16 protein-coding genes are annotated in these 22,493 nt (G+C 67.8%); 9 read left to right on the top strand and 7 right to left on the bottom strand.

What is annotated here, in order from left to right; translation table 11 throughout:
• Window positions 1-4: 4 nt before the first annotated feature.
• Window positions 5-811: an ABC transporter permease gene (locus AVL48_RS30560; RefSeq protein ID WP_061989125.1), complete on the top strand. Its 807-nt coding sequence runs from the start codon at window positions 5-7 to the stop codon at window positions 809-811.
• On the opposite strand, the gene pip is transcribed toward AVL48_RS30560, so the two are convergent.
• The 3 genes from pip to panB form a co-directional block, all read right to left on the bottom strand.
• Window positions 808-1,770: a prolyl aminopeptidase gene (gene pip, locus AVL48_RS30565; RefSeq protein ID WP_061989123.1), complete on the bottom strand. Its 963-nt coding sequence runs from the start codon at window positions 1,768-1,770 to the stop codon at window positions 808-810. The two genes, AVL48_RS30560 and pip, sit on opposite strands and share 4 nt — an antisense overlap.
• Window positions 1,771-1,859: 89 nt before the next feature.
• Window positions 1,860-2,834, bottom strand: a complete 975-nt coding sequence (locus AVL48_RS30570; RefSeq protein ID WP_061989121.1) for a right-handed parallel beta-helix repeat-containing protein — start codon at window positions 2,832-2,834, stop codon at window positions 1,860-1,862.
• 235 nt (window positions 2,835-3,069) lie between these two features.
• Window positions 3,070-3,945, bottom strand: a complete 876-nt coding sequence (panB, locus tag AVL48_RS30575; RefSeq protein ID WP_061989119.1) for a 3-methyl-2-oxobutanoate hydroxymethyltransferase — start codon at window positions 3,943-3,945, stop codon at window positions 3,070-3,072.
• A gap of 255 nt (window positions 3,946-4,200) precedes the next feature.
• Between panB and lysX the strand changes: the two genes are divergently transcribed.
• Window positions 4,201-7,518 carry a bifunctional lysylphosphatidylglycerol synthetase/lysine--tRNA ligase LysX gene (gene lysX, locus AVL48_RS30580; protein WP_061989117.1) on the top strand — a complete coding sequence of 1,106 codons (3,318 nt, stop codon included), beginning with the start codon at window positions 4,201-4,203 and terminating at the stop codon, window positions 7,516-7,518.
• Window positions 7,519-7,652: 134 nt separating this feature from the next.
• Window positions 7,653-8,249 carry a DinB family protein gene (locus AVL48_RS30585; RefSeq protein ID WP_061989115.1) on the top strand — a complete coding sequence of 199 codons (597 nt, stop codon included), beginning with the start codon at window positions 7,653-7,655 and terminating at the stop codon, window positions 8,247-8,249.
• On the opposite strand, the gene AVL48_RS30590 is transcribed toward AVL48_RS30585, so the two are convergent.
• Window positions 8,246-8,782: a methylated-DNA--[protein]-cysteine S-methyltransferase gene (locus tag AVL48_RS30590; protein WP_061989113.1), complete on the bottom strand. Its 537-nt coding sequence runs from the start codon at window positions 8,780-8,782 to the stop codon at window positions 8,246-8,248. The two genes, AVL48_RS30585 and AVL48_RS30590, sit on opposite strands and share 4 nt — an antisense overlap.
• Window positions 8,783-8,888: 106 nt before the next feature.
• Between AVL48_RS30590 and AVL48_RS30595 the strand changes: the two genes are divergently transcribed.
• A complete protein-coding gene (locus AVL48_RS30595; RefSeq protein ID WP_061989223.1) occupies window positions 8,889-9,515 on the top strand; it encodes a VOC family protein in 627 nt (208 codons plus the stop codon).
• Here AVL48_RS30595 and AVL48_RS30600 read toward each other — a convergent pair.
• Both AVL48_RS30600 and secA2 read right to left on the bottom strand, forming a co-directional pair.
• The gene (locus AVL48_RS30600; RefSeq protein ID WP_061989221.1) at window positions 9,486-11,243 is read right to left on the bottom strand and encodes an NAD+ synthase; all 1,758 of its coding nucleotides are present in this window, start codon (window positions 11,241-11,243) and stop codon (window positions 9,486-9,488) included. The two genes, AVL48_RS30595 and AVL48_RS30600, sit on opposite strands and share 30 nt — an antisense overlap.
• A 222-nt stretch (window positions 11,244-11,465) precedes the next feature.
• Window positions 11,466-13,793 (bottom strand): accessory Sec system translocase SecA2, encoded by a 2,328-nt coding sequence (gene secA2, locus AVL48_RS30605; RefSeq protein WP_061989110.1) that lies wholly within the window; start codon window positions 13,791-13,793, stop codon window positions 11,466-11,468.
• A 149-nt stretch (window positions 13,794-13,942) separates the two neighbouring features.
• Here secA2 and AVL48_RS30610 point away from each other — a divergent pair, with 149 nt between their 5' ends.
• Together AVL48_RS30610 and AVL48_RS30615 are read left to right on the top strand one after the other, a co-directional pair.
• Window positions 13,943-15,514: an alpha/beta hydrolase gene (locus AVL48_RS30610; RefSeq protein WP_208616292.1), complete on the top strand. Its 1,572-nt coding sequence runs from the start codon at window positions 13,943-13,945 to the stop codon at window positions 15,512-15,514.
• Between the two features lie 52 nt (window positions 15,515-15,566).
• Window positions 15,567-17,123: an alpha/beta hydrolase gene (locus AVL48_RS30615; RefSeq protein WP_082857798.1), complete on the top strand. Its 1,557-nt coding sequence runs from the start codon at window positions 15,567-15,569 to the stop codon at window positions 17,121-17,123.
• 21 nt (window positions 17,124-17,144) lie between these two features.
• Here the strand turns inward: AVL48_RS30615 and AVL48_RS30620 are convergent, their stop codons facing one another.
• Entirely contained in the window at window positions 17,145-17,825 is a 681-nt protein-coding gene (locus AVL48_RS30620) for an LppX_LprAFG lipoprotein (protein WP_061989107.1), read from the bottom strand.
• An 89-nt stretch (window positions 17,826-17,914) separates the two neighbouring features.
• Here AVL48_RS30620 and AVL48_RS30625 point away from each other — a divergent pair, with 89 nt between their 5' ends.
• From AVL48_RS30625 to AVL48_RS30635, 3 genes are all read left to right on the top strand, one after another.
• On the top strand, window positions 17,915-19,180 hold the full coding sequence (locus AVL48_RS30625) for an MFS transporter (RefSeq protein WP_061989105.1): 1,266 nt from the start codon (window positions 17,915-17,917) through the stop codon (window positions 19,178-19,180).
• Window positions 19,181-19,248: 68 nt separating this feature from the next.
• Window positions 19,249-20,592, top strand: a complete 1,344-nt coding sequence (glnA, locus tag AVL48_RS30630) for a type I glutamate--ammonia ligase (RefSeq protein ID WP_005168007.1) — start codon at window positions 19,249-19,251, stop codon at window positions 20,590-20,592.
• 14 nt (window positions 20,593-20,606) lie between these two features.
• Window positions 20,607-22,169 (top strand): amidase, encoded by a 1,563-nt coding sequence (locus AVL48_RS30635; RefSeq protein ID WP_061989103.1) that lies wholly within the window; start codon window positions 20,607-20,609, stop codon window positions 22,167-22,169.
• The last annotated feature ends 324 nt before the right edge of the window (window positions 22,170-22,493 follow it).

Raw genomic sequence — 22,493 nt, forward strand, 5'->3', positions numbered from 1 at the left:
CGCGATGCGGCTTTCCCGGACGACCGAATACCTGCTGCTGGCGGCGCTCGTGCTCGGGCTCGCGGTGATCTACTTCCCGCTGCTGGTGGTCCTGCTCAACTCCTTCAACGCGGACACCACCTTCGGCTGGCCGCCGTCGAGTTTCACCCTCGAATGGTGGGGCCGGGCGGCGGAGAACCAGGGCGCGCTGAACGCGCTCTGGACGAGTGTGCAAGCAGGACTCGCGGCGACGGCGATCGCCTTGGTGCTCGGCACGATGGCGGCGTTCGCCTTGCAGCGATACCGGTTCTTCGGCCGCAACCAGGTATCGCTGCTGATCATCCTGCCGATCGCGCTGCCCGGCATCGTCACCGGTATCGCGCTGAACAACGCCTTCCGCACGATCCTCGGCATCGACCTCGGCCTGTTCACCGCGATCGTCGCGCACGCGACCTTCTGCATCGTGGTGGTGTTCAACAACGTCGTCGCGCGGCTGCGGCGGATGGGTGGCAACCTCGAAGAGGCGTCGATGGACCTCGGCGCCGACGGGCTCACGACGTTCCGGCTGGTGACCTTCCCGATGCTGCGGTCGGCACTGCTCGCCGGCGGCCTGCTGGCCTTCGCGCTGTCGTTCGACGAAATCATCGTCACGACCTTCACCCTCGGCACCGGCCTGGAGACCCTGCCGATCTGGATCCTGAACAACCTCTTCCGGCCGAACCAGGCGCCGATCGTCAACGTCGTGGCGGCGGTGCTGATCCTGGCCTCGACAGTGCCGGTCTATCTGGCGCAACGGCTGTCCGGCGACACGACCTCAGGGGGACGGCTTTAGACACGAGGCCGGAAGGAATCCGTCGCGTCTCGAAGCGCCGTCAGCATCCCTGGATCCGTCACCGCGTGCCCGGCCGCCTCGACGAGTTCGAGCTTCGAGTCCGGCCAGGCCCGGTGCAGCTCGTACGCCGTCGTCGGCGGGCACACCGCGTCATACCGCCCCTGCACGATCACCCCGGGAATCCCCGCCAGTTTCCCGGCGTCCCGGATCAGTTGGCCTTCTTCAAGCCACGCCCCGTGGCAAAAGTAGTGCAGCGCGAGCCGGGCGAAGGTGACCGCGAAGTCCGGTGCCGCGTACTGGTTGTGAAACGCCGGATCCGGGCGCAGGCAGACGATCGCGCCTTCCCAGATGCTCCAGGCGATGGCGGCACGCTCTCGGATCACCTGATCGGGGTGATAGACGAGTTCGCGGTAGGCCGTCAGCGGGTCGTCGCGGCGGTCTTCCGGAATCGGTGCGAGGAACGCTTCCCACTCGCGAGGGAAGAGGTTCGCGGCACCGCCGTTGTAGATCCAGTCGAGTTCACCGCGGCGGACGGTGAAAACGCCGCGCAGAATGATCTCGCTGACGCGGTTCGGGTGGGTTTCGGCGTAGGCGAGCGCGAGGGTCGCGCCCCAGGAGCCGCCGAAGATCTGCCACTGCTCGAGATTCAGCCGTTCGCGCAGCTTCTCCATGTCCGAAACGAGGTGCCAGAGGGTGTTCACCGACAGGTCGACGTCCGGTGCGCTGATATGCGGGGTGCTGCGGCCGGCGCCGCGCTGGTCGAACAGGATGATCCGGTAGGCCTCGGGGTCGAAATGCCGCCGGGTCATGGGAGAAATGCCGCTACCAGGACCGCCGTGCAGGACGACGACCGGTTTGCCGTCCGGGTTCCCCGCTTCCTGGCAGTAGATCCGGTGCCCGTCGCCGACGTCGAGCATGCCCTCGGCGCGTACGTGGATCGGCGGGTACAGATCATCCATACGGACACTCTGCACGAATCGGCGAGTATCCGAAGGGTGGGGGCCCGCCCCCGCCGCCGGGCTGAGCGGGCCCCCGGTCTTCGGTCGCGTCAGCAGCCCGCCGTGGCGGCCACGTTCGCGAATCCCTTTCCGGCGCCGGTCACCTTGTTGCTCGCGCAGACCTTGTTCCCCGTAGCGGCCTTCACGAGATAGAAGCCGTACGCGTAGCTGGACTGCACGTCCGCGGTGTTGCCGGAGAAGGTGTTGTTGCGGCCCCAGCCGTCGAGCTGGACATGGACTTCGAAGCCGCCGTAGGTCGCGTCGTGCACGAAGACCTTGCTGCCCCGGTTGCCCGCGACCATGTAATTGTTGCCTTTCAGGTCCACCCAGCTGTCGGCGAAGTGCTCGCCGCTCTGCCCGGTCCCGTCGAAGACGTTGCCGCGCAGCTCGCCGCCGGTGGTGCCTTCCTTGATGTCGATCGACTCGGCCCGCACGTTGGGACCGATCTTGTTGTTCAGCGCCTTGTTACGGTCGCTCCGGTCGGGCGTGCCGCCGGGCCAGTTGCCCTTCGCGGAACCGAAGTAGATGCCTTCGCCGTAGCCCGCGTACTCGCGGCCGGTGTCGGTCACCTCGGAGTTCTTCACGACGTTGTCGGTGCTCGTGTACTGGAAATGGATGCCTTCGTGGCCGACGCCGGTGACTTTGATGCCGTCGACGACGGTGTTCTTGACGCCCGTCGCCATCAGGCCCTTCTGGCCACCGGTGAGGGTGAAGCCGGTGAGGTTCCAGTAGCTGCCGGTCAGTTCGAGCGTGCGTCCGGCCGAGGCCTTGATGACCGCGCTTCGCGGCCCCTTCAGCGTGATGCGGCTGCTGGAGGTGCCGTTCTTCGCCGCCTTGAAGTTGCCGGTGAAGGTCGTGTCGGCCGCGAGCTCGATGACGGTGCCCGGAGTGACCGAAGCAAGCGCCGCCGTTAGCTGCTCCGAAGTCCCTACGCGGACCGTCGCGGCCAGCGCGGGGTACGCCGCCAGCGTTGACAGCAGGGCGGCACCGGTCGCGATGGCCAGAACCCGCTCACGAACACGCATCCGTGGTCCTCCTCGTCGAGGGATCGAATCTCGGTCGTGGCGGCGACGGGCTAGACGTTAAGCCTCCTTACAAATGCTAGTCAAGGACATGATTGAAGTTCATATATGTGAACAACTAAAGAAGGGTCGCCCTGGAGCGACTACTCGGAAAGAGAGCAAGGGACCTTTGCTATCGCCTTCCCGAACGGGAGCGATAGCAAAGGTCCCTTGCTCTCTTTCCGCAGGTCAGAGCGGCCTAGTCGTGGAACGAGTGCTCCGGAGCCGGGAACTCGCCCCGCCGGACATCCTCCGCGAACGCCGTCGCGGCCCCGGCCAGCACGCCCGCCAGATCGGCGTACCTCTTCACGAACCGAGGCGTCTTGCCGCGTCGAAGCCCGGCCATGTCCTGCCAAACGAGCACCTGCGCGTCGCAGTCCGGCCCGGCGCCGATGCCGACGGTCGGGATTTTCAGCTCGTGCGTAATCCGCTTCGCCGCCTCAGCGGGCACCATCTCCATGACGACCGCGAAGGCGCCGGCCTCCTCCAGGGCGAGCGCGTCGGCGAGCAGCGCGTCGGCCGCTTCGCCGCGTCCCTGGACCCGGTAGCCGCCCAGATTGTGTTCACTCTGCGGGGTGAATCCGATATGTCCCATCACGGGGACACCGGCCGACGTCAGCGCCTCGACGTGCGGCGCGAACTTCCGCCCGCCTTCGAGTTTCACCGCGTGGGCGCGGCCTTCCTTCATGAACCGCACCGACGTCTCCAGCGCCTGCTGCGGCGAAAGCTGGTACGAGCCGAACGGCAGATCGGCCACGACCAGCGCCCGCTTCACCGAGCGGGTCACCGCCCGGACCAGGGGGAGCAACTCTTCCACGGTCACCGGAAGCGACGTGTCGTAGCCGAAAACGTTGTTCGACGCGGAATCTCCGACGAGCAGCACGGGAATGCCCACCTCGTCGAACAGCGCGGCGGTGTACATGTCGTAAGCGGTGAGCATCGGCCAGGTTTCGCCGCGCTCCTTCATGTCGCGAAGATGAGGTACGCGGACTTTCTTCCCAGACGTGGCCTGAGGCGCCGCGCCGGTCCCATAGGGGGCGGCGAGTTCGCCGGAATCCTTCTCGGTGGCAGACATCCTTGTCGACCGTCCTTCCCTCGAGGCCTCGAAGAGGTCCCCGGGTCGTGGAGCTGAACAGTTCAAAGCGTGACACGCGGGGATGGGGCCCCCAAGGTCCTGCGACCAGCTTCACACCGCGGTGTCCAGGCAGCGTCACGCCTGCGGGCGACCGAATTCACGACGAGAGGATGATGGTCGTTGACAACCACACGGGGTTGTGTGACGTCAAGTAAAGCAGCTGTCGATCACCTGTGAGTAGCGCGAAAGGCCAGTATGGGAAACCCAGCGAGCCGTGTCTCGCCGTGGAAGGCGAGGGCGGGCGGCATCGTCGCCACCCTCGTGCAGCTCGCGGCCGTGTTCTCGGTGATCCTCCTCCTCGCCGGCGGTGTGAAGGGCCGGGTGCTCAAGACCGGTGACGTCGCGTTCTCCGCGCTGAGCATCCCGACGAACGCGAGCCTCGTGATCGTCCTGCTGCTCGTCGTCCTCGGCGCCGCGCTCCGCCGTCGCAAACGCGCCGCCCTCTACACGCTGTTGTTGTTCCAGGTCGGCGGCCTCGCGATCACGCTGGCGTGGCAGGCCGCGCTGCTGTGGTGGCCGGGCCTGCTGGAGCTGGGCCCCCGCCAGGTCCGGCACATCCCGCACCAGGTGTGGGCGCTGACCATCGCCGACCTGATCTCGATCGGCATGATCGCGTTCCTCTGGATCCTGCGCCCCGCGTTCCCGGCGAGGCTCGCGCCGGGCGCCTGGCGCGACGGCTTCACCGTGCTGTTCGGCGGCCTGGCCGCGGTCATCCTCGTCGGCTGGGGCCTGAGCGAGGCATTCCCGGGACGTCTCGCCGACACCTGGGAGCGGTTCGCGTGGGTCGTCAACCACACCACCGGTGAGAACATCCAGCTACGCCGGGTCGGCATCGGCGAAGGGCCCGCGTGGCTCGATCTTCTGCTCGACCTCAGCGCCACCGCCGTCGCGACAGCCGCGCTGTACACGCTTTTCCGTGGCGTGCGCAGCCGTCGTTTGAGGACAGACGAAGAAGAACTACGCGTACGCCGCCTTCTCGCCGAGCACGGCGAAGACGACTCTTTGGGCTATTTCGCCACCCGGCGCGAGAAGAGCGTCGTCTTCTCGCCGAACGGCCGCGCCGCCGTGGCTTACCGTGTGCTCGCGGGTACCAGCGTCGCGAGTGCCGACCCCATCGGTGATCCCGACGCTTGGCCGGACGCGGTCCGCGCGTGGCTGAACGAGGCCCGCACCTACGGCTGGACTCCCGGCGTGCTGGGAGCGAGCGAGCGCGGAGCGAAGGTGTACGCCGACGCCGGCCTGCGCGCGCTGGAGATCGGGGATGAAGCGGTCCTCGACGTTCGCGACTTCAGCCTCGCCGGGCCCGAGCGCCGATCGGTCCGCCAGGCGGTCAAACGGATCGAACGGGCCGGGTACACCACGAAAGTCCGGCGCCACAGCGAAATCCCTGCCGACGAAATGGCGAGGCTGTTGCTGCAGGCACAGCAATGGCGCGGCGCGGAGACCGAGCGCGGGTTCTCGATGGCGCTCGGCAGGCTCGGTGACCCGAGTGACGGCCGCAGCGTGATGGTGGAGGCGTACGACGCTCAAGGCGAACTGCGCGGCATGCTGTCGTTCGTCCCGTGGGGTCGTCGCGGCTTGTCGCTGGATCTGATGCGGCGCGACCGCGACGCCGAAAACGGCCTCAACGAATATATGATCGCCGAGGTCGTCGCGGCGAGCTCGCACCTTGGCGCGCAACGGATTTCGCTGAACTTCGCGATGTTCCGCGCGGTTTTTTCCGAGGGAGAACGGATCGGCGCGGGCCCGGTGCTGCGCGCGTGGCGCGGCGTCCTCAGCATGGCGTCACGGTTCTTCCAGCTGGAATCGCTGTACCGGTCGAACGCCAAGTACGGACCCGATTGGGAACCGCGTTTCCTGTGCTATTCGTCGGCTCGACGGCTTCCGAGGGTCGGCATCGTCGCGGGCGCGCTCGAAGGGTTCGTCCCGACCGGACGGTCGGGACGGGCGCTGAAACTGGAGACGGTCACCGACGAATTCGTCGCCGAGGTGCACCGCATCGACGCGAGCGCGGCCACCCCCGCGCCGAAACAGGTGCGGCGGCCCGACCAGGTCCGGGTCCGGATGGCGAAGCTGGATCGCCTGCGTGAGGCCGGAATCGACCCTTATCCGGTCGGTTTCGCCCGGGAGGACTTGCTCGGAGACGTGGTCGCCAAGTTCAGCGACCTGAACCCGGACAGCCACACCGGCCACCGGGTCCGCGTCGCGGGCCGGGTGCTCGCGATGCGTAACCTCGGGGGACTCTGTTTCGCGCGGGTCAAGGACTTCAGCGGCGAGATCCAACTGATGCTCGATGCCTCCGTGCTCGACGTCGGCGGCTGGCGGCGAGGCATCGACCTCGGCGACCACGTCGGTGTGAGCGGGCAGGTCGTGACGTCGCGGCGCGGTGAGCTTTCCGTGCTCGTCGATGAATGGACGGTCACGGCGAAGAGCCTGCATCCGTTGCCGGACAAGCGAAAGGGCCTCACCGACCCGGAGACGCGGGTGCGGCAGCGCTATCTCGACCTCGCGGTCAACCCGGATTCGACGGCGATGCTGCGGATGAGGTCGGCCGTGGTGCGCGCGGTGCGGGAACGGCTGCACCAGGGCGACTACCTCGAAGTCGAGACGCCGATGTTGCAGACCGTGCACGGCGGCGCCAACGCCCGCCCGTTCATCACCCATATCAACGCCTACGACATGCGGATGTATCTGCGGATCGCGCCCGAGCTGTACTTGAAGCGGCTGTGCGTGGCCGGGGTCGAGCGCGTTTTCGAGCTGAATCGGAACTTCCGCAACGAGGGCGTCGACGCGACGCACAACCCCGAATTCACCATGTTGGAGGCGTACCAGGCTTACGCCGACTACAGCACGATGCGGACGTTGACCCGCGAACTCGTCCAACACGCCGCGGAGGTCGCGTACGGCGCGCAAGTGGTTCGCCGTCCGGACCCGGACGGGAAGATCGTCGAGTACGACATCTCCGGTGACTGGCCCGTGATCCCGGTCCACGAAGCCGTTTCGGCGGCGCTCGGGCAAAAGATCGACGCGGGCACTTCGGTCGCCGAACTTCAGCGACTGTGTCGGGCCGCGGGCGTGCCGGTGAACGAGGAGGCCGGGCACGGCGACCTCGTCCTGAAGGCACATGAGCACCTCGTCGAGGGCGCGACCGTGCTGCCGACGTTCTACACCGACTACCCGACCGACGTTTCGCCGTTGACCAGGCAGCACCGAGTGGATCCGCGGCTGGCCGAGCGCTGGGACCTGATCGCGTTCGGCTCCGAGGTAGGTACGGCCTACACCGAGCTGACCGACCCGCTCGAACAGCGGCGGCGGCTGGAGGCCCAGTCGCTGCGCGCGGCGAGCGGAGACGTCGAGGCGATGGAGCTGGACGAGGACTTCCTGCTCGCGCTCGAACACGGCATGCCGCCGACGGGCGGGCTCGGCATCGGCATCGACCGGCTGCTGATGATGCTGACCGGCGCTTCGATCCGGCAGACCGTGCTGTTCCCGTTCGTCCGGCCGCAGGGATAGCGGGGGACCTTTGCTCTCACTTGCTTAGCCTGCCTAAGCGAGCGAGAGCAAAGGTCCCTTGCTCCCTTCCTCGCCGAATCGCCTCGGAGAGCCGGGTCCGGATGTAAGGATCCTTCCCAACGGAAGGAGCCACCATGGCTGGAAACGTCCCCCCGGTCGCCGACGAGCGCGAAGGTCTCCTCGCTTACCTCGAGCAGCAGCGGCACGTCCTGCGTATCGCCGCGCACGGCCTGACCGAAGAACAAGCCAGAGCCGTCCCGACCAAAAGCTCACTGAGCGTCGGCGGCCTGATCAAGCACACCGCCGGCACGGAAAGCGGCTGGATCGACATCGTCCTCCAGAAGCCTTCGAAGCCCATGGAAGAGGCGATGAAGGACTACGAAGCCGATTATGTGATGGCTGAAGGCGAAACCGTCGAAGGGCTCCTCGCGCGCTACGACGAGGTCGCCCGCCGCACCTCGGACGTCATCGCCGGAATCGCCGATCTCGGTCAGCCTGTCCCGGTGCCGAAAGGCGTGCCGTGGTACCCGCAAGACGTCGACGCTTGGTCGGTCCGCTGGGTACTCCTTCACCTCATCGAGGAGACAGCGCGGCACGCCGGGCACGCCGACATCATCCGCGAGCACATCGACGGCGCGACCGCGATTCCGCTGATGGCCGCCGCGGAAGGCTGGCCGGAGACGCCCTGGCTCAAGCCGTGGTCGCCCACCGAGAACGCCGAGAGCGCTTAGAACAACGTCGGTTCGTCCGCCAAAGCGCCTTCGATGACCAGCATCCGGCGCTTGGTGGCGACCCCGCCGCGCGCGGAGAACCCGCCGTCCTTGCCGCCCGCGGCGAGCACACGATGGCACGGCACGATGATCGGGAACGGGTTGCGCCCCATCGCCTGTCCCACGGCCTGCGCCCCACCGGGCAGGCCGAGGATGTTCGCGATGTCGCCGTAGGTCAGCGTCTTGCCCGCGGGGATCGAGCGGATGAACTCGTAGACGCGGCGATGGAAGTCCGGTACTCCTTCGTAATCGAGCTCGACGCCGGTGAGGTCCGTGCGCTTGCCGTCCATCAACGACACGACGCCGTCGATGGCGCGCTGGACCTCGGCCGGTGGTACGGATCGCACCGCTTCCGGCAGGCGCGCGGTCAGTCGCGCCCTCGTCTTCTCTTCACTGCCCTCGGGTAGTTGGACCGCGATGACCCCGCGTTCGTTCCAGGCGATGCCGCAATCGCCGATCGCGGTGCCGAACACGGCGTAGCCCGGTGCCGTCATGAGCCCAGGGTACGAGACCGGTCCGACAGTTTCGGCTTCACTGCGTTTCGGCGGCAACCAGACGCCGCGCTGACGGTGAAGCGGCGGCTGCGGTAGGAGTATGGGCATGAACGACCTCGTGCTTGATCACCTCGTCTACGCCGGGCCGGATCTCGAAGAGGCCGTCGCGCGCGTCGCCGATCTGACCGGTGTCACGCCCGTACGCGGTGGCAGGCATGTCGGACTCGGCACGGCCAACTATCTGGCCGATCTCGGTGCCGGTGCCTACCTCGAGGTGGTCGGGCCCGATCCGGAGCAACCCGAGCACATCGGGCCCCGGCCGTTCGGCATCGACGAACTGACCGAGCCCGCCCTGGTGACGTGGGCGGCGCGCGTGCGGGGTATCGACGACGCGATCGCCGAGGCACGCGAGCGCGGTTACGACCCGGGCGAGGCTTTCGAGATGTCGCGAGTCACCGACGACGGTGAAGTGCTGACCTGGCGGCTCACCGGCGCAGGCGGCCTCGACGGGCTCGCGCCCTTCCTCATCGACTGGGGGAACACCCCACATCCGACGACGCGGGAACTCCCGTCGATCCCGCTGCTCTTGGTCACCGGTGTCCACCCCGAGCCCGCCGCGGTGGAAACCACGGTACGGGCACTCGGGATGGACATGCTCGTCCGGCGTGACGCCCGGCCCGGCCTGGTGGCCGTGCTGGAAACCTCAGCGGGGAAGCAGGTCGCGCTGAGCTGACTTGATCACGACCTGGCCCTCGCGCCAGCCGTTGGTCATCGGCAGTCGCCGGTCCCGTCCGAACGCCTTGAACGTGATCTTGGTGCCCGGCGGGTACTGGCGACGCTTGTATTCGGCCTTGTCGACCATGCGCACCACCCGGTCGATGGTCTCCGGTTCGAAGCCGGCGTCCACCAGGTCGACGTAGCCGCGGTCGCCCTCGATGTAGTCGTCGAGGATGTCGTCGAGCATGAGGTAATCGGGCAGCGAGTCGCTGTCCAGCTGACCGGGTCGCAGCTCGGCCGAGGGCGGCTTGGTGATCGAGTTCTCGGGGATGGGCGGAGTTTCGCCGTTCTTTTCGGCTTCCGCGTTGCGCCATTTGGCCAGATGCCAGACGTGCGTCTTGAACAGGTCCTTGATCGGCGCGAAGGCCCCGACGGCGTCGCCGTAGATGGTCGAGTAGCCGACGGCGAGTTCGGTCTTGTTGCCCGTGGCGAGCACCAGATGACCGTCCTGATTGGACAGTGCCATGAGCAGCATGCCGCGGACACGGGCCTGGATGTTCTCTTCGGCGAGGCCGGTCAGCTGAAGCTGCTCGACGTAGACCTTGACCATGTCGGCGATCGGCTCGACGCGGTAGTGCGCGCCGATGCGGCGGGCGAGATCCGCGGCGTCGTCCTTCGAGTGCGTCGAGGAGTACTCCGAAGGCATTGAAACGCCGTACACGTTGTCGCCGCCGAGCGCGTCGGCGGCGAGCGCCGCCACCACCGCCGAGTCGATGCCGCCGGAGAACCCGAACGTCACCGACGAGAAGCCGTTCTTGTGCACGTAGTCGCGCAGGCCGACGACGAGCGCGTGCCACACCTCGGCTTCATCCGACAGCGGTTCGCTGATCGCCGACTCGGTGCGCGGGCTGTAGGCGGGAACGGCGTCCTCACCGAGCACGCGGCGCTTGACCCGCAGGCCCTCGAACTCGCCCTCGGCGGTGTGCCCGCCCGCGGCGAGTTCGGTGTCGACGACGAGCAGGTGCTCGACGAACTGCGGCGCGCGCGCCAGCAACCGGCCGTCCGCGCCGACCACGATCGAGTCGCCGTCGAAGACCAGGTCGTCCTGGCCGCCGACCTGGTTCGTGTACACCAGCGGCGCCCCGGCCTCGGCCGCGCGGTGCGCGATCAGCGGCAGTCGGATGTCGTCCTTCGCGCGCTCGTAAGGCGAGGCGTTGGGCGCGACCACGAGGTCCACTCCGGCCTTGCCCAGCGCGGAGATCGGGCCACCGTCCTGCCAGACGTCCTCGCAGATCACCATGCCGACGTCCACGCCGTGGAAGCGGACGATCTCGAGGTCATGGCCCGGCTTGAACCAGCGGTGCTCGTCGAAGACGCCGTAGTTGGGCAGGTGGTGCTTGAACTGACGGGCGACCACTTCGCCGCGGTACAGCGCGGCCGCCGCGTCGCGCGGGCCGGTCTCGTCGAGATCGAGATAGCCGATGTAGGTGAGCACCTCGCCGCAGCCGGCCTCGTCGAGGCGGCGGGCGAGCTCTTCGACCATCTGCTTCGAGGCGGAGGCGAAGGCCGGACGCAGGGCGAGGTCTTCGACGGGATAGCCGGTGAGGGACATTTCCGGGAAGACCACGAGGTGGGCGCCTGCTTCGGCGGCCTTGCGAGTCCACTCGACGGTGAGCTCGGCGTTGCCTTCGAGGTCTCCGACGGTGGTGTTGACCTGGGCCAGTGCGATGCGCAGTTGCGGCATGCCGACATTCTCACCCACCGGCGTCCGCGGGGACGAGTGGATGTGCCGAATCGCCCACCTGGGTCCGGTTCGCCGGGGCACGGTCAGGACGGGAGCAAGGGACCTTTGCTATCGCCAGGCCGCTGACCTGGGAATACCCCCGAAAAGAGAGCGGGGGACCTTTGCTGTCACTCTCCAGAAGAGAGTGACAGCAAAAGTCCCCCGCTCCGCGCGCGGCCCAAGCTACTTCCGCTTGATCATGCTCCGCACCTTCTTGATGGTCTGCTCGAAATCGGAGTCGAACGGGTTGTCGTGCACCAGATAGGTCCACGTCGTGTTCGCCCGCCGCACGCCCGCGTCACCGAGGTCGATGCCGTTCTCGGTGATCTCGGCTTCCTCGAGCGTCTTCGCCGCCCGCGTCGCCGCCTCCGGGATGATCTTGTGGAACTCGGGGATCGCCGCGCGGTGGAACTCGTCGATCGGCGTCTCCCGCGCCAGCGCCCGGAGGTGGATGCTCTCCCGCACGTCGGTCAGGAACGCGAGGTGGTCCGACCACAGCTGGTCGATGTGGAACAGCAGCACCTCCCGGCACAGCTGTTCGACGCGAGCTTCGTCGTCGACGGCCTCCGACAGCTCCTTGAACTTCTCCGGGTGCGCCTTCTCCAGCACCTCCGCCGCGTGCGCCGTCCGCAGCACCTTGTCCCGGTGCTCGAGCAGCTCGCCACGCTGCCGCTCGATCAGCCGCGTGTAGCGCCAGGTGTTCCGGTGGATCTCCAGGTCGACACCCTCGGCGACGCGCTGCGCGTGGTTGATCTGCCGCAGCGCGGCCGGGTCGGTGATCTCGCCGCTGCCCACGTCCGAGGTGATGCCCTCGGGGACGTCGGGCGCGTTCGACAGCACGAGCTCGTCGTTCAAACTGGCGAAGAACACCGCGCTGCCCGGGTCGCCCTGCCGCCCGGACCGGCCCCGCAGCTGGCCGTCCAGCCTGCTCGACGGGTAGCGGGCGGTGCCGATCACGTGCAGGCCACCCAGTTCGACGACCTCGTCGCGGCCTTCGCCATCCTTGCCGCCGAGCCGGATGTCGGTACCGCGACCGGCCATCTGGGTGGAAACGGTGACCGAGCCCTTCTTGCCGGCGTCGGCGATGATCGCGGCTTCCTCCGCGTCGTTGCGCGCGTTGAGCACGACGCATTCGAGGTCGGCCTTCGCCAGCTTCTCGGCCAGCTCCTCGGATTCGGCCACGTCCTGGGTGCCGACGAGGATCGGCCGCCCGGTCTCGTGCACGCGCCGGATCTCCTCCTCGATCGCGCGCAGCTTCTGCGACGGCGATCCGAAGATCCGGTCCTCCTGGTCTTCGCGGATGTTCGGCGTGTTCGGCGGGATGACCGCGACCTCGAGCTGGTAGAACTCGCGCAGCTGCTCGGCGACCGCGACCGCGGTACCGGTCATGCCCGCGACCTCGGGATAACGCGCGAGCAGCGCCTGCACGGTGATCGAGTCGAGGATCTCGCCCCGGTCGGTCGCCTTGACCTGTTCCTTCGCCTCGACGGCGGCCTGGAGGCCGTCCGGCCAGCGCTGCAGTTCGGCGACCCGGCCACGCGCGGCGTTGATCAGCTGCACCTTGCCGTCGCGTACGAGGTAGTCCACGTCGCGGGTGAGCAGCGCGTGCGCGTGCAGTGCCACGTTCACCGCGGGCAGCCGGTCCGAGCCGGTCTCGTCGTAGAGGTTGATGTCGTCGCCGAGGGCCTTCTCGACCACCGACGCACCCGCCTTGGTGAGCCAGGCGTTGCGGCCGTCGGCGTCGGTCTCGTAGTGCAGACCGAGCCGCAGCCGCCGGACGATGTTCGCGACCTCTTCGTCGGCGTCGGTGTGGTCGATCGACCCCGCCATCACCAGCGGCACGCGGGCCTCGTCGACCAGCACGGAGTCCGCCTCATCGACGATCGCCACCTCGGGCTCGCGCTGGACCAGATCCTCTTCGCGGGTCACCAGGCGGTCGCGCAGCACGTCGAAGCCGATCTCGCTGACGGCGCCGTACGTGACCTCCTTCGCGTACGCCTCGCGGCGCTCGTCGCGGGAGTGAGCCGGTTCGATCCACCCGACGGAAACACCGAGCAGGTCGTAGATCGGGCCCATCCACTCCGCGTCACGACGAGCGAGGTAGTCGTTCACCGTGACGACGTGGACGTGCTTGCCGCGCAGGGCGTACCCCGCCCCGGCCAGCGCACCCGCCAGCGTCTTGCCCTCACCGGTCTCCATCTGCACGATATGCCCGCTGAGCAGGCCCATCGCGCCGAGCAGCTGCACGTCGAACGCGCGCTCGCCGAGCGCGCGCCGCGCGGCCTCACGGCCGAGCGCGCACACCTCGATCAGCTGTTCGTCGCCGAAGGACGAGGCTTCCCGGACCTTGCCGGCCCGCTCTGTCAGCTCCTCGTCGGAGAGCTTCTCCAACTCGGGCTCGAGCTTCTCGATGGCCGGCAGCAGCGCTTCGTAGCGGGTCAGCTCGACGCTGCCCGGCCGCTGGATGATCCGGCGCAGCTTTTTGCCCACCCGGCTGATCAGTGCTGCCACCCCTGTGCTCCCGTCTGTTTTTCTGCCGTCCGCACCCGTATCACCAACGCAGTGGTGGTGCGGCCGAGTTCCACGGCCGATGGCACGATCCAACCGTGTCCACTCATGTCAGCGCCAGGTCCCGTGCCCGCCGATTCGCCGCGATCTCGCTGTCCGGCCTGCTCGCCGTCACCGTCGCCGCGTGCTCGTCGGGAGAGGGTAGAACTCAGCCGCCACCTCCGGCCACCGAGTCACACGCTCCGTCCGGACCGGTGCCCGCAGGACTCGAGAAGTTCTATGGACAGAGTCTGACCTGGGCCGATTGTGCACCCTACGCGACATCCGATGACGCAAAAGCGGCGTTTCGAGTGAAGGACGCACAATGCGCGCGACTGACGGTCCCGCTCGACTACGCGAAGCCTGATGGCGACTCGATCACGCTCGGTCTGCTGCGCCGGAAGGCGCTGAAAACCGACGAAAGGATTGGGGCGCTCGTGGTCAACCCCGGTGGCCCAGGCGCGTCCGGCATGACGGCCGCGGCCGGTCTCGCCTCCCGGACGGCGACGAACGAACTGGGCAAACGCTTCGACATCGTCGGTTTCGACCCGCGTGGCATCGGCGCGAGCCAGCCGCAGATCCGCTGCCTGACCGATACCGAACGCGACGCGGACCGTGCGGACGACAGCGAGACCGATGGCTCACCCGACGGGGTGAAAAAGCAGGAAACCGAGTCTCAGGACTTCGCGGCGAGGTGCGCCCAGCGGACCGAACACGGCCCCGCGATGCTCGCGAACGTCGGTACCCGTGACGTCGTCAAGGACATGGACATCCTGCGATCGGTGCTGGGCGACCCGAAACTGAACTACCTCGGCTACTCCTACGGAACGCGGATCGGATCCGCGTACGCGGAGGCCTTCCCGGCGAACGTGCGCGCGCTGGTGCTCGACGGGGCGGTCGACCCCGAGCAGGACGCGGTCGAGTCGCTGGTCGCGCAGGGGCAGGGCTTCGGCAAGGCGTTCGAAGAATTCTCCAGCTGGTGCGCGGCTCGGGAGGACTGCGCGCTCGGGCGCGACGCCGCGGGCACCACGAAGGCGTTCCAGGACCTCGTGCGGCCACTGATCGACTTCCCGGTCCCCGTCGGCGACGGCCGGAAACTGTCGTACGAAGACGCGACCACCGGCGTGATACAGGCCCTCTACCAGGAAAATCTCTGGGAAACGCTGAACACCGCGCTCAACGAACTGAAGCGCCAGCGCGGCGACGGACTGGAAAAACTGGCCGACCTCTACAACGATCGCGGCGCCGACGGGCGCTATGGGACGACCCAGGACGCTTTCGTCGCGATCCGGTGCGTCGACGACCCGCGCGTCACCGACCCCGCGAAACTGCTCGACGCGCAGAAGCGGTACGCGCAGGCGGCGCCGTTCCTCGACGACGGCAAGCCGGACGGTTCCGCGCGTGACGCCTGCGCCTTCTGGCCGGTGCCGAACACCTCGGAGCCACACCTGCCCAACGTCGAGGGCTTGCCGAAGTCGTTGGTCATCTCGACGACCAACGACCCGGCGACCCCCTACCAAGCGGGCGTGAACCTGGCGAAAGCGATCAAGGGAGCTTTGCTGACGTTCGAGGGCAACCAGCACACGGTGTTCCTCCAGGGCGTCTCGTGCGTCGACCGGATCGGCATCAAATACCTGGTCGACGGTGCCGTGCCGGACGAGGGCACGCGCTGCACGGCCGAGTAACGAGTTCGGCGCGAAAGCCAGTGAAGGGCCGTGACGCTGCGAAGATCGCGAGATGAGCCTTCGCCGCGCCCCGGCCGTGCTCGCCGTCGTGCTGGTCGCGTCATGCACGACGCAGCAGCCACAGCCAGTGCCGTCGGCACCTCCGCCGGTCTCGACGACTTCGGCGTCGCCGACTCCGGATCCGAAGGCACTCGAGAAGTTCACCGGGCAGAAGCTGGCTTGGGGACCGTGTGCGGGGTCCACGGACAAGGCGTTCGACTGCGCGAAGCTCGCCGTGCCACTCGACTACCTGAAGCCGGGTGGCGAGACGATCACGATCGGCGTCCTCCGGCACAAGACCAAGAAAGCCGATCAGCGGATCGGCTCACTCGTGATCAACCCCGGTGGGCCCGGCGGTTCGGGTGTCGCAGCGGCGGCCCGCATCGCGAAGTCCCGTCCCGCCGCGCCCCTGGCCGCGCGGTTCGACATCGTCGGCTTCGACCCGCGCGGCGTCGGGACCAGCGAACCGAAGCTTGTCTGCCTCACCGACCCCGAACGCGACGCGGACCGGGCCGAGGATTCGGAAAGCGACACGACCCCCGACGGGATCGCGAAGCAACTCGCCGACGCCAAGACGTACGCGACGAAGTGCACTGAGCGCACGAAGCATGGCCGAGAGATGCTCGCCAACATCGGGACCAGGGACGTCGTCCGGGACCTCGACGTCCTGCGCTCGGCCCTCGGCGACGGAAAACTCACCTATCTGGGATTTTCGTACGGCACGCAGATCGGGACCGGGTATGCCGAGGCGTACCCGGAGAAGGTGCGGACGTTGCTCCTCGACGGCGCGGTCGATCCCGAACTCGACACCGCCGAATCACTGGTCACGCAGATGGCGGGCTTCCAGAACACGTTCACCGCGTTCGGCAAGTGGTGCGTCGCCCGCGAGGATTGCGCGCTCGGCCGTGACGCCGGTGGCGTGACGAAGGCATTCCAGGCACTGGTCAAACCGCTGATCACCAAACCGGCCCCGGCCGGGAATCGACGGCTCTCGTTCGAGGACGCCATCACCGGCACCAGCGCCGCGCTGTACTCGCAGGACGCGTGGGAATTCCTCGATGACGGGTTCGCCGAGCTGAAGCGGGGGAGTGGCAAAACCCTGGTCGCCCTCGCCGACAGCTACTACGGCCGCGAGCGGGACGGCCGGTACACCGGCATCCTCGACGTCTACTTCGCGGTCCGCTGCGTCGACAGCACGCGGATCACCGATCGCCGCGTCATCGACGGCGCCCACGAGCGGATGCTCCAGGGTGCGCCGTTCCTCGAGGGCGGTACTCCGGACATGAGCGAACTCGATATCTGTTCCGTCTGGCCGGCGCCTGCCACCTCCGAGGTCCACAAGCCGGACATCGAGGGCCTGCCGCGGCCGTTGGTCATCTCGACCACCGGCGACCCGGCGACCCCGTACGCGTCCGGCGTGAACCTCGCCCGGGACCTCAAGGGAGCTTTGCTCACGTTCGAGGGCGCGCAACACACCGTGTTCCTCGACGGCAACGCGTGCGTCGACGGCGCGGGCGTCGCGTACCTGATCGACGGCAAGCTGCCCGCTCCCGACACCCGCTGCACCTAGCGGGGGAGCAAGGGACCTTTGCTATCGCCCGTCCCCGACGACCACCGCGTTATGCCTGGTCAACGCCAGCTCCAGCATCACCGCGAACTCCTCCGGCTTCGTCGGCGGCACCTGTACCCACACTCTCACCAGCCGCCGCGGCTCGTCCTTCGAAATCCACAGCTTCACGAAAACGTCGGTCTTGATCTCCGGCACGATCCCGCCGATCACCGCGGCCGGCACCTTCGCGCCGATCCGGAGCGAGTCGGTGTCCTGCACCCGCTCCCATCGCTCACCCCGCAGCTCGGTCGCCCCGGTCAGCAGCCGCCGTAACCCGCCTTCGGCCCCGAGCATGGCCCGGGGCGTGTAGGGGGCCGAAGCCGCGATTTCCCGATCCCCATCCGGACCACTGAGCGTGATCTCAGAGCCGTGCAGCCGGTACGTGACTTTCACCCGCTCGAAGTCGTCCTGCAGATCCGCGTTACCGACCGCGCTTCCGTCCCGGCCACCCTCAAGGCTGATCTCGCCATCGAGTCCGCGTACGGGAAGCCCGGCCACGACGCCGTTCACCCCGAGTTTGAATCGCACGCTGCGCAAAGAGGCGAGGGAGTCGGCCGCCGCGCTCACGAATTCCGAGGCAGGAGGCAGCGGGGGTGACCCCGCACAGCCGCCGATGAGCCCGATCGTGAGCAGCAGCGCCGGAACGAGGTGACGGCAGCGCATGGCCAGAGCCTATGGCCTTGGCCCGAATCTTTCGCACAGTGTCCTTCCAGCCGCTTCCGTCGGGAGCCGCGGCCGATGACGCTGTACCCGTGCAACCTGAGACTCGACTCCACCGCGCGTGGTTCGTGGCCGCCGCCGCGTTCATCGCCCTTCTCGCCGCCGCCGGTTTCCGCGCGGCCCCCGGCGTGCTCATCGACCCGCTTCACAACGAGTTCGGCTGGTCGCGCGCGACGATCGCGTCGGCCGTCTCCGTGAACCTCGTGCTCTACGGCCTCTTCTCGCCCTTCGCGGCGGCTCTTATGGAGCGCTTCGGAATGCGACGCGTCGCCTCGACGGCGCTCTTCGTCGTCGCGATCGGAGCCGGCGGCACGGTGCTCATGAACGCGAGCTGGCAGCTCATCCTCTGTTGGGGCGTCCTGGTCGGCGTCGGCACCGGCTCGATGGCGATGAGTTTCGCCGCGACGGTCGCCGCCCGCTGGTTCGTCCGCAGCCGCGGCGTCGTCACTGGCGTCCTCACCGCGGCGGGCGCCACCGGCCAGCTGATCTTCCTTCCGATCGTGGCGAACCTCGCCATCGATGCGGGCTGGCGGACGGCCTCGCTCGTCATCGCCATCGCCGCCCTGGCCGTCGTCCCTGTCGTCCTTCTGGTGGTCCGGGATCACCCGTCCGACGTCGGTACGACCGCCTACGGCGCGGAGCCCGGTGCAGTCGCCCCGCCGACCCCTACGGGTGGTTCTGCCCGCCGAGCGCTCACGGTCCTCGGCTCGGCAGCGCGGACGAAGACGTTCTGGTTGCTCGCGGCCGGTTTCGCGATTTGCGGCGCCACGACGAACGGCCTGGTCAGCACCCACTTCGTCCCCGCCGCGCATGACCACGGAATGCCACAGACCACCGCCGCCGGCCTGCTCGCCCTCGTCGGGATCTTCGACGTCGTCGGCACGATCGCCTCCGGCTGGCTCACGGACCGGGTCGATCCGCGGATCCTGCTGGGCGTCTACTACGCCCTTCGCGGTGTCTCGCTCGCGCTGCTTCCGCAACTGCTGAGCGGATCGGTCGAACCGAGCATGTGGGCGTTCATTGTCTTCTACGGCCTCGACTGGGTGGCGACGGTTCCGCCCACGGTCGCGCTCTGCGTCCGCCAATTCGGCGCCGCCGGGCCGATCGTCTTCGGCTGGGTCTTCGCCAGCCACCAGCTCGGCGCCGGTCTGGCGGCCTTCGGCGCGGGCGCGATCCGCGACTCCTCCGGCAGTTACGCGCTCGCTTGGTACATCGCAGCGGGTCTCGCCGTGCTCGCTTCGGTCGCTTCGCTGTCGATCACGAAGGCCGCGAAACCCGAGCCGGTTCTCGTAGCGTGATCCACCACTTCCGGTCGAACGGCGCGTCGCGAAACATGTCGTTAACACGTTCTCGTTAGGGTGCGGCCATGGATCGCCAGCAGGAGTTCGTGCTCCGCACCTTGGAAGAGCGCGACATCCGTTTCGTCAGGCTCTGGTTCACCGACGTGCTGGGGTTTCTCAAGTCCGTCGCCGTAGCGCCCGCCGAGCTCGAGGGCGCCTTCAGTGAGGGGATCGGCTTCGATGGATCGGCCATCGAAGGATTCGCCCGCGTCTACGAATCCGACATGGTCGCGAAGCCCGACCCGGCCACGTTCCAGGTGCTGCCCTGGGAAACCCCGGACGGCGGCCCCTACTCCGCACGCATGTTCTGCGACATCGCGATGCCGGACGGCTCCCCGTCCTGGGCGGACCCCCGGCACGTCCTGCGCAGGCAGCTCTCGAAGGCGGCCGAGGCAGGTTTCACCTGCTACGTCCACCCTGAAATCGAGTTCTTCCTGCTCGCGAGCCTGCCGGACGACGGCAGCGAGCCCGAGCCCGCGGACAACGGTGGGTACTTCGACCAGGCCAGCCACGCGACCGCGACGCACTTCCGCCGTCACGCCATCGAGACACTCGAGGCGATGGGGATCTCGGTCGAGTTCAGCCATCACGAGGGTGCGCCCGGCCAGCAGGAGATCGACCTCAGGTACGCCGACGCGCTGACCATGGCCGACAACGTGATGACCTTCCGTTACGTCGTCAAGGAGGTCGCGCTCACCCAGGGTGTCCGGGCGACCTTCATGCCGAAGCCGTTCACCAACCAGCCGGGCTCGGGGATGCACACCCACGTGAGCCTCTTCGAGGGCGATCGCAACGCCTTCTACGACGCCGAAGACCCATACGAGTTGTCCGCGACCGGTAAAGCCTTCGTGGCGGGGCTGCTGCACCACGCGAAGGAGATCTCGGCGGTCACGAACCAGTGGGTGAACTCCTACAAACGGCTGATCAGCGGCAGTGAAGCCCCGACGACCGTTTCGTGGGGCCGGGCCAACCGCTCCGCGCTGGTCAGGGTTCCGATGTACTCGCCGGGCAAGGCGTCGTCACGCCGTGTGGAGATCCGCACGCTCGACTCCGCTTGTAACCCCTATCTGGCTTACTCGGTCATCCTGGCCGCCGGCCTCAAGGGCATCGAGAAGGGCTACGAGCTGCCGCCTCCCGCCGAGGACAACATCTGGCAGCTGTCCGACGCCGAACGCCGCGCGGCCGGATATGCCCAGCTCCCGCAGAACCTCGGGGAGGCGCTGGCCGAAATGGAAAAATCGGAACTTCTGCCCGAAGCGCTCGGAGAGCACGTTTACGACTTCTTCCTGCGTAACAAACGTGTTGAATGGGATAACTACCGCAGCGCGGTGACCCCGTACGAGCTGCGGACCCTGCTTCCGGTTCTCTAGACGAAGGAGACCTGATGGTGCGGCGACCGGTGTTCGGAATCCTGACGACAGTGGTCGCCGCGGCCATCGTGGCGAGTGCCGCGCCCGCGGCGTCCGCCACCGGCGGATCCCTCGATCTCGACGCCGCCGACATCCCCGCGCTCCAGAAGCGAATGTCCTCCGGACGGCTGACCGCGGTCGGTCTGACCACCGCGTACCTCGATCGAATCCGCAAGGTCGACCAGAAGGTGAACGCGGTCATCGCGGTCAATCCGGCCGCGATTGCGCAAGCCGCGGAGAGTGACGTCCGGCGTCGCGCGGGCAAGACCCGGGGTCCGCTGGACGGCATCCCCGTCCTGGTGAAGGACAACGTCGACACCCGCTCGATGCAGACGACCGCGGGCTCACGCGCTCTACGGAGCAAGCCCGCGAAGGACGCGACCTTGGTCAGCCGACTGCGTGACGCGGGCGCGGTGGTCCTCGGCAAGGCGAACTTGTCCGAATGGGCGAACTTCCGCGCCGCCAAACCCACTTCCGGGTGGTCCGGCGTCGGCGGACAAACGAACAACCCGTACGTGCTCGATCGCAATCCTTGTGGGTCATCCGCCGGATCCGCGGCAGGTGTCGCCGCGTCGCTGGCCCAGGTCGCGATCGGCAGCGAGACGGACGGCTCGATCGTCTGCCCGGCGGGGATGACCTCGACCGTGGGGCACAAACCCAGCCTTGGCCTGGTCAGCCGCACCGGCGTGGTGCCGATCTCGGCCGAACAGGACACCGCCGGTCCGATGGCGAGGCATGTCGTCGACGTCGCGCTGACCCTGTCCGCTCTGCAGGGCCGTGACCCGAGCGACCCGGCCACCGGCGCGTACCCGCCGAACCAGCCGACCGACTACGCCGCGCACCTGAGGCCCGGCGTGCTGAAGGGCTCCCGGATCGGGCTCTGGCGGCTGCCGGTACTAGGTCCGGAAGTCGAGGCCGTCATGACACGAACTCGAAACGAGCTGGTCAAGGCCGGTGCCGAGGTCGTCGAAGTGACCCCGCCGTACCAGGCACGACTCGGTGAACTGGAGTTCCCGGCGCTGCTCACCGAGTTCCACCGGGACATCGACCGCTATCTGGCCACCCGCCCGAAGGGACCGCGCGACCTCGCCGCGCTCATCGCCTACAACCGGTCGGACCCGATCGAGCAGACCTGTTTCGCCGGTCAGGAACTCTTCGAACAGGCACTTGCCGCACCCGGTCCTTCCGATCCCACCTACCTGGCCATGCGTCGTGAGCTGACCGACCTGGCAAAACGCTCGATCGACGAGACCGTCGCGAAGTACCGCCTCGACGCGATCGCCGCGCCCACGAACCCGCCCGCCTGGAAGACCGACTGCAAGACCGGCGACAACGACGTGATCCCGTCGTCGACCCCCGCCGCGGTCGCGGGGTATCCGGCGGTGACCGTGCCCGCCGGCTTCGTCGGCGAGCTCCCGGTCGGGGTCTCGTTCATGGCGGGCCGGTGGACCGACGCCCGAGTGCTCGCCTACGCGGCCGACTTCGAACGCTTCGCCCCCGCCCGCAAACCGCCTCGCTACCTGAAGACCGTCGGGTGAGGGGGCTGCGTACCGGCTGACCTGCGGCGATGTCCTTAAGTGACCCCCCTGTTTTCAGGGGGTTCCGGGGCATGTAATCTTCTCTTCGTCGCCAGGAACACCGGGCCGCCGGGGCCGAAAAGCCCCAGGCCAGGAACCAGGGCCGAGCGGGTTGACACCGCGAACCGGACCAGGTAATGTTCAGCGTCGGCCCACGAGCGGCCGCCGACCCCCTACAGCTAAGACTGTAGGATTCGGCATGCTCGACCAAAAGCTTGTGAATATCGCTTTGAAACAAAGCGTGTTGCTTGAGAACTCAACAGTGTGCTAGTGAACTAAGCCAGT

This window comes from Amycolatopsis regifaucium, assembly GCF_001613935.1.
Classification (GTDB): domain Bacteria; phylum Actinomycetota; class Actinomycetes; order Mycobacteriales; family Pseudonocardiaceae; genus Amycolatopsis; species Amycolatopsis regifaucium.

Coding starts and splice junctions, on each gene's coding strand:
- AVL48_RS30560 (WP_061989125.1), top strand. CDS start 5: ATGCGGCTTTCCCGGACGACCGAATACCTGCTGCTGGCGGCGCTCGTG.
- pip (WP_061989123.1), bottom strand. CDS start 1,770: ATGGATGATCTGTACCCGCCGATCCACGTACGCGCCGAGGGCATGCTC.
- AVL48_RS30570 (WP_061989121.1), bottom strand. CDS start 2,834: ATGCGTGTTCGTGAGCGGGTTCTGGCCATCGCGACCGGTGCCGCCCTG.
- panB (WP_061989119.1), bottom strand. CDS start 3,945: ATGTCTGCCACCGAGAAGGATTCCGGCGAACTCGCCGCCCCCTATGGG.
- lysX (WP_061989117.1), top strand. CDS start 4,201: ATGGGAAACCCAGCGAGCCGTGTCTCGCCGTGGAAGGCGAGGGCGGGC.
- AVL48_RS30585 (WP_061989115.1), top strand. CDS start 7,653: ATGGCTGGAAACGTCCCCCCGGTCGCCGACGAGCGCGAAGGTCTCCTC.
- AVL48_RS30590 (WP_061989113.1), bottom strand. CDS start 8,782: ATGACGGCACCGGGCTACGCCGTGTTCGGCACCGCGATCGGCGATTGC.
- AVL48_RS30595 (WP_061989223.1), top strand. CDS start 8,889: ATGAACGACCTCGTGCTTGATCACCTCGTCTACGCCGGGCCGGATCTC.
- AVL48_RS30600 (WP_061989221.1), bottom strand. CDS start 11,243: ATGCCGCAACTGCGCATCGCACTGGCCCAGGTCAACACCACCGTCGGA.
- AVL48_RS30615 (WP_082857798.1), top strand. CDS start 15,567: ATGAGCCTTCGCCGCGCCCCGGCCGTGCTCGCCGTCGTGCTGGTCGCG.
- AVL48_RS30620 (WP_061989107.1), bottom strand. CDS start 17,825: ATGCGCTGCCGTCACCTCGTTCCGGCGCTGCTGCTCACGATCGGGCTC.
- glnA (WP_005168007.1), top strand. CDS start 19,249: ATGGATCGCCAGCAGGAGTTCGTGCTCCGCACCTTGGAAGAGCGCGAC.
- AVL48_RS30635 (WP_061989103.1), top strand. CDS start 20,607: ATGGTGCGGCGACCGGTGTTCGGAATCCTGACGACAGTGGTCGCCGCG.